The organism is Paraburkholderia sp. (assembly GCF_035948235.1).
Classification (GTDB): Bacteria; Pseudomonadota; Gammaproteobacteria; order Burkholderiales; family Burkholderiaceae; genus Paraburkholderia.
Window position 1 is genome coordinate 1 of record NZ_DASZJJ010000086.1, and the last position, 15,868, is coordinate 15,868.

Genomic DNA, 15,868 nt, shown 5'->3' on the forward strand with positions numbered 1-15,868 from the left:
CATGCGGCTTTTTTCATGGCGACAACGCTTGAAGTGCTTCAGGCGATTGCTTCGGGCTCCTGCACACTGAGCCGCTTGCCCAGGCTCACGACGGCATCCGTGCGATAGCCCAGCGCGTCGTAGAACTCGATCACCTCGGGCTTGTCGGCGAGCACTTGCAGATTGAGCTTGAGACAGCCCATCGCCGCGAGCGCGCTTTCGGCATGCCGCACCAGCCGCGTGCCAATGCCCAGACGCCGCGCCTCGGGCGCCACCGCCAGCGAGTAGAGCCAGCCGCGATGTCCGTCGTAACCCGCCATCGCCGTGCCGACGATCGCACCCGTCTCGCCGCGCGTGGCGACAAAGAACAGCTCCGGCTGCGTGCCGAGCTTGTTCGCGATCGACAGGCGCGGATTGCGGTGCGGCCGGGTCGTGTCGTTGTACTCGGGAAAGGCCTGAAGCCAGAGCGCGAGCACGGCTTCGGTATCGGCCTGATTGAATGCGCGGATCGTGATGGACGCTGCGGACATCGCGTGCTCCGGGTGCTTACAGCGAGTCGAGGATGTTGCGCAGCATCGCCATCATCTGGTCGATTTCCTCGTTGGTGACGTTCAGCGCCGGCATGAAGCGCAGCAGGTTCGGGCGCGCCGCGTTGAGCAGCAGGCCGTCCGGCTGCATGACGCGTGCCTTTTCGACGATTTCCGGGCCGATGTCCTTGCCGAGCATCAGCGCGCGCAGCAGACCTTCGCCGCGCTCGCCCTGGAAGCCGCGTTCGGCCGACAGTTCGAGCAGCTTTTCGCGCAGGTATTCGCCGCGTGCGCGCACGCCTTCGAGGAAGCCCGGCGCGACCAGTTGCGAAATCACCGAGTAGCCGACTGCCGTCATCAGCGGGTTGCCGTTGTAGGTGCCGCCCTGATCGCCCGCTTCGAACACGCAGACTTCCTTCTTCGCGCACAGCGCCGCGAGCGGCACGCCGCCGCCGATGCCCTTGCCGAGCGTCATGATGTCCGGCTCGACGCCCGACAGTTCGTAGGCGAACAGGGTGCCCGCGCGGCCGCAACCGGTCTGCACTTCATCGACGATCAAGAGGATGCCGTGCTTTTGCGTGAGGGCGCGCAGTTGTTGCATGAATTCGCGCGTGGCGGGAATCACGCCGCCTTCGCCCTGGATCGGCTCGAGCATCACGGCGACGGTCTTGCCGGTGATGAGCTTTTCCACCGACGCGATGTCGTTCAGATCGGCCTTCGGGAAACCCGGCACTTGCGGTGCGTAGATCGTGTCCCAGCCCGGCTTGCCGCTCGCCGACATGGTCGCGATGGTGCGGCCATGGAAGCTGTGGTCGAACGTGATGATCTCGAACGCGCCGTCGCGATGCTTCTTGCCCCACTTGCGGGCGAGCTTGATCGCGCCTTCGTTGGCTTCCGCGCCGCTGTTGGCGAAGAACACCTTGTCGAAGCAGCTATGTTCGGTGAGCAGACCGGCGAGCTTCGCCATCGGCTCGTTGTAGAAGGCCGGCGACGGGTTGATGAGCAGGCGCGCCTGCTTTTCGAGCGCCTCGATCATGCCTTCGTTGCCGTGGCCCAGGCTGTTGACGGCCCAGCCCTGGATGAAGTCGAGGTAGCGCTTGCCTTCGTTGTCGTAGAGCCACGACCCCTTGCCATGCGTGAAAACGATTTCGGGCCGGTTGGTGATGTACATCAGCGACTCGATCGGGTATTCGGAAAAATTCATGGCAACGGCTCCGCGTTGGGATGGCAAAAGGTTGAAAACGAAGTGAATGATTACGGCAGAAAAACAAAAAGCCACGGGCTGGCCGTGGCTTTCGTGATTCGAACTTCCTGTGCGTTGGGGGGAAACCCCTTTTCAACGCGCGTCCGCGAGTAGCCAGGCCCTAAAGGTGGGGCGAGCGGCGACGTCGGAGAGCGGACAGGATGCAGTTCATGGGCGCAAGAATACGACAAGCGGATCGGCGATGTAAACCGTCAATGTGCAGACCGGCGAAGAAATTTTCGTGACGGCGGCCCATTGATGGACCTGCCGTCAGTGCTCGTCGGCTTGCAAACGCGTGGTTAAACCGCGTTCGCGAGGTCCGCCGCGCTCGTGAACGAGTCCGCGTAGAACTCGTCTTCGGGCAGGCCGTGGTGCTGCGTGAAGTCGCGCTGGGCCGACTCCACCATCACCGGCGCGCCGCACGCGTAGACCTGATAGGCCGACAGATCAGGCAGATCCTCGATCACCGCGCGGTGCACGAAGCCCGTGCGGCCGCTCCAGGCGTCGTCGGCGGCGGGTTCGGAGAGCACCGGCACGAAGCGGAAGTTCGGGATCTCCTTCGCCCATTGTTCGGCGAGTTCCATCAGGTACAGGTCCTTCTTCTGGCGCGCGCCCCAGTAGAGCGTCATCGGGCGGTTCAGATTCTTGTGAACCGCGTGCTCGACGATGGCCTTGAGCGGCGCGAAGCCGGTGCCCGAGGCGAGCAGCACGATAGGCTTGTCCGAATCTTCGCGCAGGAAGAAGGTGCCCAGCGGCGCCTCGAAGCGCAGGATGTCGCGCTCCTTCATCTGCGTGAAGACGTGGTCGGTGAACCGGCCGCCGGGCATATGGCGGATGTGCAACTCGATCGGGCCTTCCTCGTGCGGGGCGCTGGCCATCGAGTAGCAGCGGCGCGTGCCGTCCTTCAGGATGAATTCGAGGTACTGGCCGGCGAGGTATTGCAGACGCTCGTTGGCAGGCAGTTGCAGCTTGAGGACGACAACGTCGTCGGCGCGGCGCTCGATCGCGGCGATGCGGGTGGGCAGCTTGCGCACCTGCATGTCGCCTACGCCCGCAACTTCGCGGATATCGATTTCGAGGTCGGTCTGGGCCGTGGCGCAGCACAGCAGCGCCATGCCGCGCGTTCGTTCGTCGTTTGAAAGCGCCGAGGCCGCATGGGCGCGCTGCTCGACTTCACCGGAGCAGACTGTGCCCTTGCACGAGCCGCAGGCGCCGTTCTTGCAGCCATAGGGAATGCCGACGCCCTGACGCAGGGCTGCGTTGAGAACGGTTTCGTCGGGTTCGACCTGGAACTGCCGGCCGCTTTGCTTAAGCGTTACGTTGAAAGCCATATTCGAGAAAGCGTAAGTCTGTCATTCGAGGGGTGAACCGGGCCAAGCCGGTTCGGGCCGTCGCCGGACGTCGCCGGCGGCTAAAATGGGTCCACCATGATTGCCACACGAACCTTGCGCCGTGCGCGCATCCTTATCGTCGGTTGCGGCGACGTCGGCCTGCGCTGCGTCACCCAGTTGCAGGCGCGCGCCTCGCGCCCGCGCGTATTCGCGCTCACGCGCCGTTCTGAACGCGTCGATCTGCTGCGTGCCGCGGGCGCCGTACCCGTGCTGGGCGACCTTGACCAGCGCGCCCGTATGACACGGCTGGCGGGTCTCGCTGCAACGGTGCTGCATCTCGCGCCGCCGCAGAAAGACGGCGACGACGACCTGCGCACGCGCCGCCTGATCGCCGCGCTCAAAACGCGCCGGAAAACGGCTGTACCGAGTGTGCCTGTCCCGAAAAAGGAACGGGGCGGCCTCGCGGGGCGTCTGTTCAGGCGCGCATCCAGCAAGGCAATCCAGCCGGCATCGCGACCTTTTTCGGCGCCAAAACCATCCGCTATTGTACCCGAGCGCACCTGGCGAGCCCGGCGTGCCCAACCCTTCGCCGCGGTCCGTCCGACGCTCGTCTACGCCAGCACGACCGGGGTTTACGGCGATTGCGGCGGCGCGCGGATCGACGAAACGCGCCTGCCGCGCGCCGCCAACGCACGCGCGAAACGCCGCGTGGCGGCGGAGCGCCAACTGCGGCGCGCCACGGCGCGCGGCGCGCTCAAGGCGACCATCGCCCGCATTCCCGGCATCTACGCGGGCAACCGCCTGCCGCTCGCGCGGCTGGAAAAGCGCACCCCGGCGCTGGCGGCCAGCGACGACGTCTACACGAGCCACATCCACGCCGACGACCTCGCGGCGATCCTGCTGCGCATGGCGACCCACGGCAAGGCGGCGCGCATCGTGCATGCGAGCGACGATAGCGAACTGAAAATGGGGGAGTATTTCGACCGCGTGGCGGATGCCTTCGGTCTGGCGCGCGCGCCGCGCGTGAGCCGCGACGTGGCCGAGCGCGAACTCGACCCCGTGCTGCTGTCGTTCATGCGGGAATCGCGGCGGCTGGACAACGGGCGCCTGAAGCGCGAATTGCGCGTGCGCTTGCGCTATCCGGACGTGGATGCGTTCTTGCGGACGATCCGGACGAACACCGTGCGCACGCTGCCGCCGCACCCGTAATCGCGCCAATGCGAACAAGCGGGCGGCGCGGCGCAAGCGTGCCGTTCACGTGATGGCCGGCAGCGCCTCGATCAGGAGGAAGCACAGCAGAGCCCCGATGAGCGCTCCAATCAGATTCGGATGGTATTGATGCCGATAATGCATCGACGCCAGCAGGCCGCCGATCAGAATCACCCCTAGACCCATGAAAGCCATCAACACGAATGGGATGCCGAAAGTGTCGTTGATGTTCATGATGCCCCTCCTTGAAACTTGTAATCGTTGTTTAAGGGAGTATAGGGCGGGTCGTCAGGAAGGGCATGCTGCGGCGCGGCATAAAAGGGGTGCATTCGCCGGCTGAAAACCGTAGCCGCCCCGTCGCACAAGGCCGCGCGACATGCGCCGTGGTTTACCCAGGGTTGCGCAGCGCTTCCAGAGCGGCGGTGTCGAGCCACTTCCAGGCACCCTCGGCCAGGTCCTCGGGCAGCGTATAACCGCCGATGCGCTCGCGATGCAGCGCCTCCACGCGGTTGCCTGCCGCGGCCACCATGCGCTTGACCTGGTGATACTTGCCTTCCAGCACGCTCAGCTCCAGCTCGTGCTCGCCGCGTGCGCTGGCCGCGAGCGCCGCGCTCGGCGCGCGCTCGCCGTGCAGCAGGACGCCATCGCGCAGCGCCTGCAACTGCGTCTCGTCGATCGGATGGCGCGTCGTCGCCACATAGATTTTGGGCACCTTGCGTTTGGGCGAGGTGAAAGCGTGCACGAACTGGCCATCGTCGGAGAGCAGCAGCAGACCGGTCGTGTCCTGATCGAGACGGCCCACGCACTGCACGTTGCGCTCGGCGAACTGCGGCGGCAGCAGATGGAACACGCTCAGATGATGTTGCGGATCGCGCGAGCACTCATAGCCCGCAGGCTTGTTGAGCGCGAGATAGGCGCGCTCGTGAAATGGCCAGGACGCGCCGTCGACGCTGAACACGAGACCGGCGGTGTCGAAGGCGGCGTTCGGATCGCTGCAGATTTCGCCGGCTACGGCCACGCGCGCATCAGCGATCAGACCACGGCATTGGCGGCGCGTGCCGAAGCCTTGCGAGAAAAGAATACTTTCGAGATTCATGATGGAGCGCCGCAGCGTGAAACCGCAGCATTTTAACGAAGCGCCGGGGCTACCAGGTTCGCGACGCCTGATCCGCTGACGATTGCCTTGCGGCTCACCTCCCGATCGATTGCAGTTGAACGCCGTTCGCGACGTATTTCGCGAGGATGGCGTAACGTATCGCGGTGCAGTGGCCCGGCTACGGACGCGCATCGCAGTGCGAGGGCCGCTCGCATCCCCCTTTTTCTTTGGCGCAGCGCCGCGCCGCCGCCATACGGCGCGCGCTGCGCCTGTCATCTCACGTGGAGGGCAGCATGGCGAAGACGATTGCGGATTTTCTGGCGAAGACACTCGAAACGGTGGGCGTCGAACGGATCTGGGGCGTGACGGGCGACAGCCTGAACGGTTTGTCGGCGAGCCTGCGCAAACTCGGCACGATCCGCTGGATGCATACGCGCCACGAGGAAGTCGCCGCCTTCGCAGCCGGCGCCGAAGCCGCCGCGACCGGGCGTCTTGCCGTTTGCGCGGGCAGTTGCGGCCCGGGCAATCTGCACCTCATCAACGGCCTCTACGATTGCCATCGCAATCGTTCGCCGGTGCTGGCGATTGCCGCGCACATTCCGTCGACGGAAATCGGCCTCGGCTATTTTCAGGAAACGCATCCGACCGAACTGTTTCGCGAATGCGCTCACTACGTCGAACTTGTCACCAATCCCTCGCAGTTTCCGCGCGTGCTGGCCACGGCGCTGCGCACGGCAATCGACCAGAAGGGCGTGGCCGTGATCGTGCTCCCTGGTGACGTCGCGCTGCTCGACGCGCCTGATGAAGAACCGGCGTGGGCGCAGACTTCGCGGCCCGCGACCTTGCCCGCGGCGGCGGATCTCGACCGGCTGGCGGACCTGCTCAATCGCTCGGAGGCGGTGACGCTGCTGTGCGGCAGCGGCTGCAAGGGCGCGCACGACGAAGTGGTGGCCTTCGCCGACGCGCTCGGCGCGCCGACCGTGCATGCGTTGCGCGGCAAGCAATACGTCGAATGGGATAACCCGTACGACGTGGGCATGACGGGGCTGATCGGCTTTAGCTCGGGCTATCACGCGATGATGTCGTGCGACACGCTCGTGATGCTCGGCACCGACTTCCCGTATCGCAATTTTTATCCCGAACACGCGAACATCGTGCAGATCGACCGCGACGCGGCGGCGCTCGGCAAACGCGCGCCGCTCACGCTCGGCCTGATTGGCGACGTGCGCGAAACGCTGCGCGCGCTCACGCCTAAACTCACGCGCAAGACCGACCGTCACTTCATCAACCGTGCGCGCGGCCATTACGCCGATGCGCGCAAGGGGCTGGACGACCTCGCGCGCCCGGCGCCCGCGGGCAAACCGCTGCATCCGCAATACGTGACGGCGCGCCTGGACGCGCTCGCTGCCGACGATGCGATCTTCGCCGTCGATGTCGGCACGCCTACGCTGTGGGCGGCGCGCTATCTGACGATGAACGGCCGCCGACGGCTGCATGGCTCGTTCAATCACGGCTCGATGGCGAACGCGATGCCGCAGGCGCTCGGCGCGCAGGCCGCGCATGTGGGGCGACAGGTGATTTCGCTATCGGGCGACGGCGGACTGTCGATGCTGCTCGGCGATATTCTCACGGCGCGCCAGCTCGATCTGCCGATCAAGATCGTTGTCCTGAATAATGGCTCGCTCGGCTTCGTGGCGATGGAGATGAAGGCGGGCGGTTACGTGGAGACGGGCACTGACCTGGCGGCGACCAATTTCGCGGATATCGCGCGCGGTGCGGGGCTGTTCAGTGTGCGGGTGGAGACGTCGGAGGCGCTTGACGATGCGTTGCGCGAGGCGTTTGCGCATCCGGGCCCGGCGCTCGTGGACGTGGTGACGGCCAAGCACGAACTGGCGATGCCGCCGAAACTGCAATGGGCGCAGGCGAAGGGCTTCAGCCTGTATATGCTGCGCGCGGTGCTGAGCGGACGCGGCGATGAGGTGGTGGAGCTGGCGCAGACGAATTTGCGCTGAGGTGCTGTTGGCGTCCGCCGTGCCCTGAAACGACAAAGCCCCGCGAGAGCGGGGCTTTGTCGTGGATTCTGGTGCCTCGGGCCGGAATCGAACCGGCACTCCTTTCGGAACCGGATTTTGAGTCCGGCGCGTCTACCAATTTCACCACCGAGGCAGATCGTGCAACCCGCTATAGTAGCGGGCGCTCGAAGTAGCCATAAATTATGACGTAAAACCGCAGCCTCGGCAAGCCGCACTCAGATCGTGCGGGAAAAGCGCTGTGCCTGCTGCGTGCTCAGGTAACGATCGAACACCATGGCGATGTTGCGCACGAACATGCGCCCGGCGGGCAGCACCTCGAGCCGGTTAGTGCTGCGCGCGACCAGCCCGTCGGCCTCGAAGGCGCGCAGGCGCTCCAGCTCCGGCGCAAACGTCGTCAGAAAGCGTATGCCATAAGCCGCCTCGAACTCGTCGAAGCGCAATTCGAGATTGCACATCAGCTCGGTGATGATGTCGCGGCGCAGGCGGTCGTCGGCGCTGAGGCGCACGCCACGCGCGAGCGCGAGCCGCCCGTCGTCGATCGCCGCGCCATAGCCCGGCAGATCCTTCGCGTTCTGCGCATACACATCGCCCACCTTGCCGATCGACGACGCGCCAAAGCCGATCAAATCGCAATCGGCCCGCGTGCTGTAGCCCTGGAAATTGCGATGCAGCGTGCGCTGCTGCTGGGCGCGCGCGAGTTCGTCGGTGGGCAGCGCGAAATGATCCATGCCGATGTACACATAACCCGCGTCGGTCAGTTGCTCGACCACGAGCTGCAGCAGCGCAAGCCGGGTGGCGGGTGTCGGCAGCGCGCCGGCGTCGATCTGCCGCTGCATCTTGAAGAGCTGCGGCATGTGCGCGTAGCCGAACACCGAAATGCGCTCGGGCGCGAGCAGCAGCATCGTCTCCAGCGTACGACGGAAACTTTTGACGTTCTGATGCGGCAGCCCGTAAATCAGATCGACGCTGATCGACTCGAAGCCGTTCGCGCGGGCTGCATTCATCACGTCGATGGTCAGTTCGAGCGGTTGCACACGGTTGACCGCGTGTTGCACCACCGGATCGAAATCCTGTACGCCCAGGCTCAGCCGGTTAAAGCCGAGGCTGCGCAGATGCGCGATTGTTTCCGCCGAAGCCTCGCGCGGGTCGATCTCGATGGAGTATTCGGCTTCGCTTTCGGGCCGTAGCGCGAAGTGTTCGCGTGTGGCCGCCATCAGCGTGCTCATTTCCTCGAGCGAGAGAAACGTGGGCGTGCCGCCGCCCCAGTGCAACTGCGAGACCGGGCGCTGCGTGTCGAACAGCGCGGCCTGTAGCGCCATTTCGCGCACGAGCTGCTGAACGTACGGCCTGGCGCGGCCGCGGTTTTTTGTCGCGATCTTGTTGCAGCCGCAATAGAAGCAGACGGTGTCGCAGAACGGAATGTGGAAGTAGAGCGAGAGATCGGTTTCGGCGGCGCCGGGATCGGCTGCGGCGCGCCGGTAGTGGTCGATGTCGAAATCGTCGCGGAACTGCAGGGCGGTCGGATAGGACGTATACCGTGGGCCGTTCGCGCCGTATTTGGCGAGCAGGTCGGGGCGGAAGAGGAGGTCGGCGTCGCTCATGCGGGGCTCTCTGGGATGGGGCGCGGGTGGCGTCGCGCGCATCGCACGGTTTGAGCAGGGTTCGCGCGGCAGGCGGCTCCGACAGCGCCGGATTAATCCAGTGTAAGAGGGCGATGGGCCGCACCGTTTGTGTAAAAAGGTCGCAGTCCGGCGTGGCGGGCGCGAGGTGGCACAATGCAGTGCCGCGTCACGTTTGCCGCGCCGCCCGTTTTGAATCAGTAACTGTTTTGTTTCAGGAAGCCGATGTGAGTGCTGCCTCAATTTCCAGCGCAAGTTCCAGCGCCTCTGCGCACGCCTGCCGTCCCGGTTGCGGCGCGTGTTGCATCGCGCCCTCCATCAGCTCGCCGATTCCCGGCATGCCCGACGGCAAGGCCGCCGGCGTGCGCTGCGCACAGCTAGGCGATGACCTGCAGTGCAAGATCTTTGGTTCGCCGTTGCGGCCCGCCTGCTGCTCGGGCCTGCAGCCGCAGGCCGAGATGTGCGGCGCGTCGCGCGAAGCGGCGTTGTTCTGGCTCGATCACCTCGAAGCCGCGACGCAGCCGTCGTCCGGTACTCTGGGCGCACATTGAACACCCGTTGAACCTCGTCGTTCTTCAAGGAGATTTCGCATGATCCGACGCGCGCCGCGCGCCCCTCAAATCTCGCGCTCCCCGGATGCGCCTCGCGCCACGCGGCGGGCCTTCCTGCTGTCGGCGTGCGCCGCCGCCGGCGCGGCCATGTCGCTCGGCGCCTGTGCGACGGGTATCTTTCCGTTCATCCCCGATCACTACACGTTCTCGCAGCGGCAGGTGCAGGACGCGGTGCAGCGCAAGTTTCCGTATCACCGCTCGGTGCAGCAGTTGTTCGAGGTCGCGCTGACGAATCCCGTCGTCACCTTGCTGCCCGATCGCAACCGCGTGGCCGTGCATGTCGACGCTCACCTCGAAAGCCCGCTCATGCAGCAGCCCGTGAGCGGCGCGTTCACCCTGTCGAGCGAACTGGCCTACGACGCGGCGAGCCGCTCGGTCGTGCTGCGCTCGCCGTCGGTCGATAGCGTCGATATGACGGGCAATGCCGCCGCCTACGGGCAGCAGGTCAACGCGGTTGCGGCGCTGGCGGCGACGCAGTTGCTCACCAACTATCCCGTCTACACCTTCAAGCCCGATCAACTTCAGTTTGCCGGGGTGAATTACGAACCCGGTACAATCACAATCCTTACAAACGGCATACGCGTGCAGATCGTCGAGAAATAACGACATACGATCAGGCACGGCACGCGCAGCGCCACTATCGCGAGGTGCAGGGATGGACTGGATCGTGACGTGCAAAGCCCTGATTCTGGGCATCGTCGAAGGGCTGACGGAATTTCTGCCGGTTTCCAGCACGGGACATTTGATCGTAGCGGGCAGCGTGCTTGGCTTCGACGGGGAATACGAAAAAACCTTCGACGTGGTGATCCAGTTCGGCGCGATTCTCGCGGTGTGCTGGGAATTTCGGCGCAAGATCGGCGGGGTGGTGGCGGGTCTGCCTTCGCGGCCCGATGCGCGGCGCTTCGCGCTCAATGTGATCGTGGCGACGATTCCCGCGGTCGTACTTGGCCTGATGTTCGAGAAGGCGATCAAGTCGGTGCTGTTTTCGCCGGTGCCGGTGGCCTGCGCGCTTGTGCTCGGCGGCTTGATCATTCTGTGGGTGGAAGGGCGCATGCGCGCTGCGGGCGGTGTGGCTGGAAGCGCAGCGGGCACCGTAGCAGTCACGGCCGCACGGCCCGCACGCATCAATTCGCTCGACGAGATCACCTTGCTCGACGCCTTCAAGGTCGGCTGTGCGCAGTGCTGCGCGCTGATTCCCGGCATGTCGCGCTCGGGCTCGACGATCATCGGCGGGATGCTGTTCGGCATCGAGCGGCGTGTCGCCACGGAGTTCTCGTTCTTCCTCGCGATTCCGGTGATCTTCGGCGCGACGCTCTATGAATTGCACAAGACCTGGCAGACGTTGTCGGCGGACTGGCTCGGCCTGTTTGGTGTCGGTTTCATTGCGGCGTTCGTGAGCGCTTTCGCGTGCGTGCGCTGGCTTCTGCGCTATGTCGCTTCGCACGATTTCACGGCCTTCGCGTGGTATCGCATCGTGTTCGGTCTGGTGATCCTGCTGGTTGGCTATAGCGGCGGACTGGACTGGGGCGATTGAAGCCGGCCTTGGTGGCTTGATCCAGAAATGCAAAACGGGCGCTGCAAGGGCGCCCGTTTTGTTTTGTTCGCGTCGTTTGGCGCGATCGTTACACCGCGCGGCGCTTGAACACCAGATCCCACACGCCATGACCGAGGCGCAGCCCGCGGCGCTCGAACTTCGTCACCGGACGATAGTCGGGGCGCGGCGCGTAATCAGCGGCCGTATTCTCGAGCGCGGCTTCGGCGCCCAGCACTTCAAGCATCTGCTCCGCGTAGTTCTGCCAGTCGGTCGCGCAGTGCAGATACGCGCCCGGCTTCATGCGCGAAATCAGCAACTGGACGAACTTCGGCTGGATCAGGCGGCGCTTGTGATGACGCGCCTTGTGCCACGGATCGGGGAAGAAGATGTGCACGCCGTCGAGGCTGTCGGGCGCGATCATCTGTTCGAGCACTTCCACCGCGTCGTGCTGGATGATGCGGATGTTCGTCAGTTCCTGCTCGCCGATCAGCTTGAGCAGCGCGCCCACGCCCGGTTCGTGCACTTCCACGCCGAGAAAATCGTCGTCCGGACGCAGCGCGGCGATTTCCGCCGTGCTCGCGCCCATGCCGAAACCGATTTCCAGGATGCGCGGCGCGGTGCGGCCGAATACAGCGCTCCAGTCGGCGGCTTCGGGTGCGTAGGGCACGACGAAGCGCGGACCCAGATCGTCAAGCGCGCGGCGCTGGCCCGTCGACACGCGGCCGGCGCGCGTCACGAAGCTGCGGATGCGGCGATGACGCAGGCCTGCTTCGCTACCTTCGTCGGCGTCGTTTTCAGCGTCGGCTGCGGCAGGGGATGCCAGGGCGTCGGGCGTGTCGTCCGGATGGTCGGGCGGCGTGCAGCCAGGACGGGCTGCGTCGTTCGGATCGTGATTCATCGTCGAGGATGGCAAGCGAGGGTGGCAAATGTAGGCAGCGGGCCTGGCGGTGCGAACCGGGCCGTGCGAGTTCGCAGGCGGCTGGCGGAAATGGCAACCGTAGGCAGCCATGATTTGCTGCTGGCGGACAAGGAGCCGCGGATATTCGGGCAGATCGGTGCGCGCCGTCAAATAGCGCAGCGGAACACGACCGCGAACCGCGCATTATAGCAGCGCGGCCCGAGGCGCCTGGCGCGCCCGAGGTGTGCGGGCTTCAGTCAGTCATTCAGTCAGTCCGACGAAATGGTCACGTGCATCGGCGCAGGATCTCTGAGCTCGAACACGCTGATGCGCCCGGCTCGCACGTCGAACAGCAGGCGCGTGAGATCGGCCACGCGCGACTGCTGGCGCTGGGCTTCGGCGGCCGACCGGTCGTCGTTGTGGGCAAGCAGTGTCGAGCGCACTCTGACGATGAGCGCAATCGCACTGCGGCGGGACATGAAGAATCGTTCCATCGATGACGCCTGCGTGTGGGCGCGCAGGGGAAAAACGCGGGTGGTTGGCGGAGGATCGGGCGGTGCGGATCGCGAAGATCACGCGGATCAAACCGCGCGCAAACAGGATGCTAGCGCAACGACCGGTTAGCGCGCAGCGAAGCGCGCAAGCAAGCCGAAAGCCGGGCGCACGAAGACACTGGCGGCAAAACCGCAAATCTCACGAAAGAGGGGAAGCCAATGTGCCGGCGGCGTAACTTGCCTGGCGCTTGATACCGGCCCGTCATCCTGGGACGGGCAGCGGCGAGAAATGCTGGAGCGGGCGATGGGAATCGAACGCTCACAACGAATCACCCGCAAGTGCTTGATTAAAATACAACAATGAGCGGGCGAATCCCGCTCTCGTAACAGACTTCTGTGGAAGCGGATTATATCGCGCCAACCCCCTCTGACAACTTTGCGCATGGCGCGACAGGCGCGGTAAAGTAGTCCCAGAGCAGGGGCTCTACGCGCAATATCCCAAACCGCACGCAGTCAACTCCGTGTTACATCATGACGGCGAGCGCAACTATCCAGTGTCGTTCTTTCTTGAATCCGATAAAAAACATGAAGATAAGCGAGCGGTTTCAGTTGAGGAAAAGTCAGGTAGAACTAGACTTCGTAGACATCGATCCTGACCGGGACACTCCGCTCTATTTGTCCCCGCACGCATTCGGCTATAGATCGGATGCGTTTTCCGTCGAGGCACATAGGACCGTTGAGTCTTTTTTTCGGTTCTTCCTCGACTTGGTGCGCGCAGGGGAAATGGATCAAGCTAGAGCGCTATTCGAGCATTTGCACGAACCCAACGAAACTTGTCTCGGGATTTCGAGCGGCAATCCAAATGGTCGTGGAGTGGGGAGTCATCAGGCGCAGCAAATCTTCGACAGTATCGTCCAGAGTCGTGCTGTCCAGACGGGCGTAGTCGAACATTTAGAAGATTGCCGGATATTCATTCATGGCATCGATAAAGACAAGGTTTCGGATATGACGACGAACATCATTCGGAGAAATCTTGTTCGATATACGCAGCAGCAATGCTTCCTTCATGGAATTGAGCTTAGACCCAACACGGCAACTGGTCCCTGTTGGGTGCGCGAAAATTCTCGATGGGAGGAGTGGCACGACGACATGCTTGTAATTGATAACGCTCCGATTTTATTAGTTCCTAAAGGCGTGGTCAGTTACGCAAAAACGTTCGGGTTGAGCAAATACCATCAGCACTTTGTGCTTAACTTTCTCAAACAAGAGCAATTTCAAACAAATGGACCATTCGTCCATAGGCGGCAACTCCGTAATGGAGGGGAAAAGGTTTGGGTTTCAAAAAAGGAGCTAAAGGAAGCCGTTGCGCCTGCGGAGAAGGATTTTGTGACGGGGTTTACCGTGCGTCACAGAGGTGTATTTACGGGATTCCGCGAATGGGCGGCAAGAACTGATAAATCTCTTAGCGACGACGAGATCCAACCTGGATTGGACTTGCCGACAGCGCTCGCGTTTCTGCGACAGCAGTTGCCCGCCATTCCCGTCGGTAACGATGGGGCGACCGCCTATCACCGTCTCGTTACCGGAATACTTGAAGCAATTTTCTACCCCAAACTTATCAGCCCATCCATCGAAATGGAAATTCACGATGGACGGAAGAGAATAGATATTCTTTTTGACAATGCGGCCGATAACGGCATTTTTCACAGGTTGCAACAAGTTCATCGCCTTCCTTGCCAGTATATCGCTGTGGAATGCAAAAACTATGGCCGGGAAGTCGGGAATCCAGAGGTTGATCAATTGAGCGGGAGATTCTCACCGAACAGAGGGCAAGTCGGAATGCTGTTATGTCGATCAGTCGAAGATATGGATCGACTGATCCACCGTTGCAGAGACACCTACACTGATAATCGGGGGCTAATCATTCCTCTCACCGATGAAGACCTGCTTCAATTGCTTGACGAGAAGATCGCAGACGAGACAGCACGCCCGGAGGATCAATTGTTAGGGAATCGTATCAGGGCCGTGATTGTCGGGTAAGCGAGCAAAGACGAACTCGATATATCAGTTCGCCGCATCATTCATCATCTCTCGATAGGCGCGCAAGGCACCTACCATTCGTTCATGCCGAGTCGATTCGTTCTAGCAACCGGCATAGTTGTCCACGATGCTACGTGCCGCCGTTCGGCGTTTTGATGCCGAGAGCGTTCAGCTCGGCCACCATGTCACGCTGAGAGAGGGTTAGAGCCAAATTGTATCAGTCGGGCGGCTGTGCCGCCTGCAACGGCCTTACAAGCTCCCGGTCTGCCGGTGACAGAGCTTGCGGGGTCACAAGCATCACCTTCAAGTTCCAGCGATCCTCGAACTCGGTCATGATCGCGCCCATATCGAGCAACGACGCACGACTGGCGGGCGTAATCAGAAGCGTCAGGTCGTATTTCGGATCGTCGTAATCGATCAAATGCGGATCGCGAAACTTGCGCGCTTCGATGATCTGCGTAATTTCTTCCGCATGATCGCGAGCAAACTGGAAGGAATCATCCACTTTTTTAACCTCTTGTATCGTACGATCGAGAGCATGGTTTACATTATGTACTTGATCTTACGCCGTTTGCATCAAGGTACGCTGCTGTAACATGCGGAGGGGGACTCCACCAGTGCGTCTGAAACGTTGCACACCTTGAGTCGCTTTTAGATGCATTTGATTCAAGTCTGCGCCTCCCGTGAGCTAGTGAGTGTTTGGCAGGAGTCGTACTAGATTGAAAATCTGTCATACTGATGAAAATCAAACTCGATTTGCGTAAAGAACGACAACTAAAGTTATATAAAAATGGATTCGAAATTCGACGTTTGGCTCGATGGCATTCTTCCGCGTCATAGCCGATTGACCGAGATGGTTACGGCTCTCATGCAGAGCCTAATCTCCAATAAAGGAATTGACCATCTCGCGGTAACAGGGCGTACTAAGAAAAAGAGCAAGGCAATAGAAAAGATAGCGCGAAAGGGCTATAAAAATCCACCCCGACAACTTACCGATTTGACTGGTGTTCGGATTATAGTTTACTTTGAATCTCAGGTTGAGCAAGTTTCTGAGTTAATAAAGGAGGCATTCAATGTAGATTTGAAAAATTCGCTGAATAAGGACGAAGCTTTATCCGTCAATCAAACTGGATATCGGTCTGTTCACTATGTCTGTGATTTAGGGCCCGCGAGGCTTGCACTTCCTGAATTTTCTGGGCTAGCAGAACTAAAGTTCGAATTTCAGGTACGTACGCTATTGCAGCACGCGTGGGC

At 62.2% G+C, this 15,868-nt stretch carries 16 protein-coding genes and 1 tRNA gene; 7 read left to right on the forward strand and 10 right to left on the reverse strand.

Annotation, left to right across the window (positions count from 1 at the left end; genetic code table 11):
* Nucleotides 1–38: 38 nt before the first annotated feature.
* From VG320_RS07100 to VG320_RS07110, 3 genes are all read right to left on the reverse strand, one after another.
* Nucleotides 39–509 carry a GNAT family acetyltransferase gene (locus VG320_RS07100; protein WP_327199423.1) on the reverse strand — a complete coding sequence of 157 codons (471 nt, stop codon included), beginning with the start codon at nucleotides 507–509 and terminating at the stop codon, nucleotides 39–41.
* Between the two features lie 16 nt (nucleotides 510–525).
* Complete coding sequence (locus tag VG320_RS07105; protein WP_327199424.1) at nucleotides 526–1,710, reverse strand: acetylornithine transaminase; 1,185 nt, start codon at nucleotides 1,708–1,710, stop codon at nucleotides 526–528.
* A 338-nt stretch (nucleotides 1,711–2,048) separates the two neighbouring features.
* The gene (locus tag VG320_RS07110; RefSeq protein ID WP_327199425.1) at nucleotides 2,049–3,080 is read right to left on the reverse strand and encodes a CDP-6-deoxy-delta-3,4-glucoseen reductase; all 1,032 of its coding nucleotides are present in this window, start codon (nucleotides 3,078–3,080) and stop codon (nucleotides 2,049–2,051) included.
* A gap of 96 nt (nucleotides 3,081–3,176) precedes the next feature.
* Here VG320_RS07110 and VG320_RS07115 point away from each other — a divergent pair, with 96 nt between their 5' ends.
* Nucleotides 3,177–4,289 carry an NAD-dependent epimerase/dehydratase family protein gene (locus VG320_RS07115; RefSeq protein ID WP_327199426.1) on the forward strand — a complete coding sequence of 371 codons (1,113 nt, stop codon included), beginning with the start codon at nucleotides 3,177–3,179 and terminating at the stop codon, nucleotides 4,287–4,289.
* 45 nt (nucleotides 4,290–4,334) lie between these two features.
* Here the strand turns inward: VG320_RS07115 and VG320_RS07120 are convergent, their stop codons facing one another.
* Nucleotides 4,335–4,523: a hypothetical protein gene (locus VG320_RS07120; protein WP_327199427.1), complete on the reverse strand. Its 189-nt coding sequence runs from the start codon at nucleotides 4,521–4,523 to the stop codon at nucleotides 4,335–4,337.
* A gap of 154 nt (nucleotides 4,524–4,677) precedes the next feature.
* Entirely contained in the window at nucleotides 4,678–5,385 is a 708-nt protein-coding gene (locus VG320_RS07125) for a 16S rRNA pseudouridine(516) synthase (RefSeq protein ID WP_327199428.1), read from the reverse strand.
* Nucleotides 5,386–5,678: 293 nt separating this feature from the next.
* Here VG320_RS07125 and poxB point away from each other — a divergent pair, with 293 nt between their 5' ends.
* Nucleotides 5,679–7,397: a ubiquinone-dependent pyruvate dehydrogenase gene (poxB, locus tag VG320_RS07130; RefSeq protein ID WP_327199429.1), complete on the forward strand. Its 1,719-nt coding sequence runs from the start codon at nucleotides 5,679–5,681 to the stop codon at nucleotides 7,395–7,397.
* 69 nt (nucleotides 7,398–7,466) lie between these two features.
* Here poxB and VG320_RS07135 read toward each other — a convergent pair.
* Nucleotides 7,467–7,551 (reverse strand) — tRNA-Leu (locus tag VG320_RS07135).
* Between the two features lie 82 nt (nucleotides 7,552–7,633).
* The gene (gene hemN, locus VG320_RS07140; protein ID WP_327199430.1) at nucleotides 7,634–9,019 is read right to left on the reverse strand and encodes an oxygen-independent coproporphyrinogen III oxidase; all 1,386 of its coding nucleotides are present in this window, start codon (nucleotides 9,017–9,019) and stop codon (nucleotides 7,634–7,636) included.
* Between the two features lie 245 nt (nucleotides 9,020–9,264).
* Between hemN and VG320_RS07145 the strand changes: the two genes are divergently transcribed.
* The 3 genes from VG320_RS07145 (at nucleotide 9,265) to VG320_RS07155 (ending at nucleotide 11,182) form a co-directional block, all read left to right on the forward strand.
* A complete protein-coding gene (locus VG320_RS07145) occupies nucleotides 9,265–9,588 on the forward strand; it encodes a YkgJ family cysteine cluster protein (protein WP_327199431.1) in 324 nt (107 codons plus the stop codon).
* Between the two features lie 147 nt (nucleotides 9,589–9,735).
* The gene (locus VG320_RS07150; protein ID WP_327199438.1) at nucleotides 9,736–10,251 is read left to right on the forward strand and encodes a DUF1439 domain-containing protein; all 516 of its coding nucleotides are present in this window, start codon (nucleotides 9,736–9,738) and stop codon (nucleotides 10,249–10,251) included.
* Nucleotides 10,252–10,303: 52 nt separating this feature from the next.
* Nucleotides 10,304–11,182: an undecaprenyl-diphosphate phosphatase gene (locus VG320_RS07155; RefSeq protein ID WP_327199432.1), complete on the forward strand. Its 879-nt coding sequence runs from the start codon at nucleotides 10,304–10,306 to the stop codon at nucleotides 11,180–11,182.
* Nucleotides 11,183–11,270: 88 nt separating this feature from the next.
* Here the strand turns inward: VG320_RS07155 and trmB are convergent, their stop codons facing one another.
* Both trmB and VG320_RS07165 read right to left on the reverse strand, forming a co-directional pair.
* Nucleotides 11,271–12,080, reverse strand: coding sequence for a tRNA (guanosine(46)-N7)-methyltransferase TrmB (gene trmB, locus VG320_RS07160; protein WP_327199433.1), 810 nt, complete (start codon nucleotides 12,078–12,080; stop codon nucleotides 11,271–11,273).
* 269 nt (nucleotides 12,081–12,349) lie between these two features.
* Complete coding sequence (locus VG320_RS07165) at nucleotides 12,350–12,559, reverse strand: hypothetical protein (RefSeq protein ID WP_327199434.1); 210 nt, start codon at nucleotides 12,557–12,559, stop codon at nucleotides 12,350–12,352.
* Between the two features lie 600 nt (nucleotides 12,560–13,159).
* Between VG320_RS07165 and VG320_RS07170 the strand changes: the two genes are divergently transcribed.
* Entirely contained in the window at nucleotides 13,160–14,614 is a 1,455-nt protein-coding gene (locus tag VG320_RS07170) for a hypothetical protein (RefSeq protein WP_327199435.1), read from the forward strand.
* A 217-nt stretch (nucleotides 14,615–14,831) separates the two neighbouring features.
* On the opposite strand, the gene VG320_RS07175 is transcribed toward VG320_RS07170, so the two are convergent.
* Nucleotides 14,832–15,119 (reverse strand): hypothetical protein, encoded by a 288-nt coding sequence (locus tag VG320_RS07175; protein ID WP_327199436.1) that lies wholly within the window; start codon nucleotides 15,117–15,119, stop codon nucleotides 14,832–14,834.
* 285 nt (nucleotides 15,120–15,404) lie between these two features.
* Here VG320_RS07175 and VG320_RS07180 point away from each other — a divergent pair.
* Nucleotides 15,405–15,868 (forward strand): GTP pyrophosphokinase (locus VG320_RS07180; protein WP_327199437.1); only part of this gene is annotated, 464 nt, incomplete at its 3' end.

Coding starts and splice junctions, on each gene's coding strand:
- VG320_RS07100 (WP_327199423.1), bottom strand. CDS start 509: ATGTCCGCAGCGTCCATCACGATCCGCGCATTCAATCAGGCCGATACC.
- VG320_RS07105 (WP_327199424.1), bottom strand. CDS start 1,710: ATGAATTTTTCCGAATACCCGATCGAGTCGCTGATGTACATCACCAAC.
- VG320_RS07110 (WP_327199425.1), bottom strand. CDS start 3,080: ATGGCTTTCAACGTAACGCTTAAGCAAAGCGGCCGGCAGTTCCAGGTC.
- VG320_RS07115 (WP_327199426.1), top strand. CDS start 3,177: ATGATTGCCACACGAACCTTGCGCCGTGCGCGCATCCTTATCGTCGGT.
- VG320_RS07120 (WP_327199427.1), bottom strand. CDS start 4,523: ATGAACATCAACGACACTTTCGGCATCCCATTCGTGTTGATGGCTTTC.
- VG320_RS07125 (WP_327199428.1), bottom strand. CDS start 5,385: ATGAATCTCGAAAGTATTCTTTTCTCGCAAGGCTTCGGCACGCGCCGC.
- poxB (WP_327199429.1), top strand. CDS start 5,679: ATGGCGAAGACGATTGCGGATTTTCTGGCGAAGACACTCGAAACGGTG.
- hemN (WP_327199430.1), bottom strand. CDS start 9,019: ATGAGCGACGCCGACCTCCTCTTCCGCCCCGACCTGCTCGCCAAATAC.
- VG320_RS07150 (WP_327199438.1), top strand. CDS start 9,736: ATGTCGCTCGGCGCCTGTGCGACGGGTATCTTTCCGTTCATCCCCGAT.
- VG320_RS07155 (WP_327199432.1), top strand. CDS start 10,304: ATGGACTGGATCGTGACGTGCAAAGCCCTGATTCTGGGCATCGTCGAA.
- trmB (WP_327199433.1), bottom strand. CDS start 12,080: ATGAATCACGATCCGAACGACGCAGCCCGTCCTGGCTGCACGCCGCCC.
- VG320_RS07165 (WP_327199434.1), bottom strand. CDS start 12,559: ATGTCCCGCCGCAGTGCGATTGCGCTCATCGTCAGAGTGCGCTCGACA.
- VG320_RS07170 (WP_327199435.1), top strand. CDS start 13,160: ATGAAGATAAGCGAGCGGTTTCAGTTGAGGAAAAGTCAGGTAGAACTA.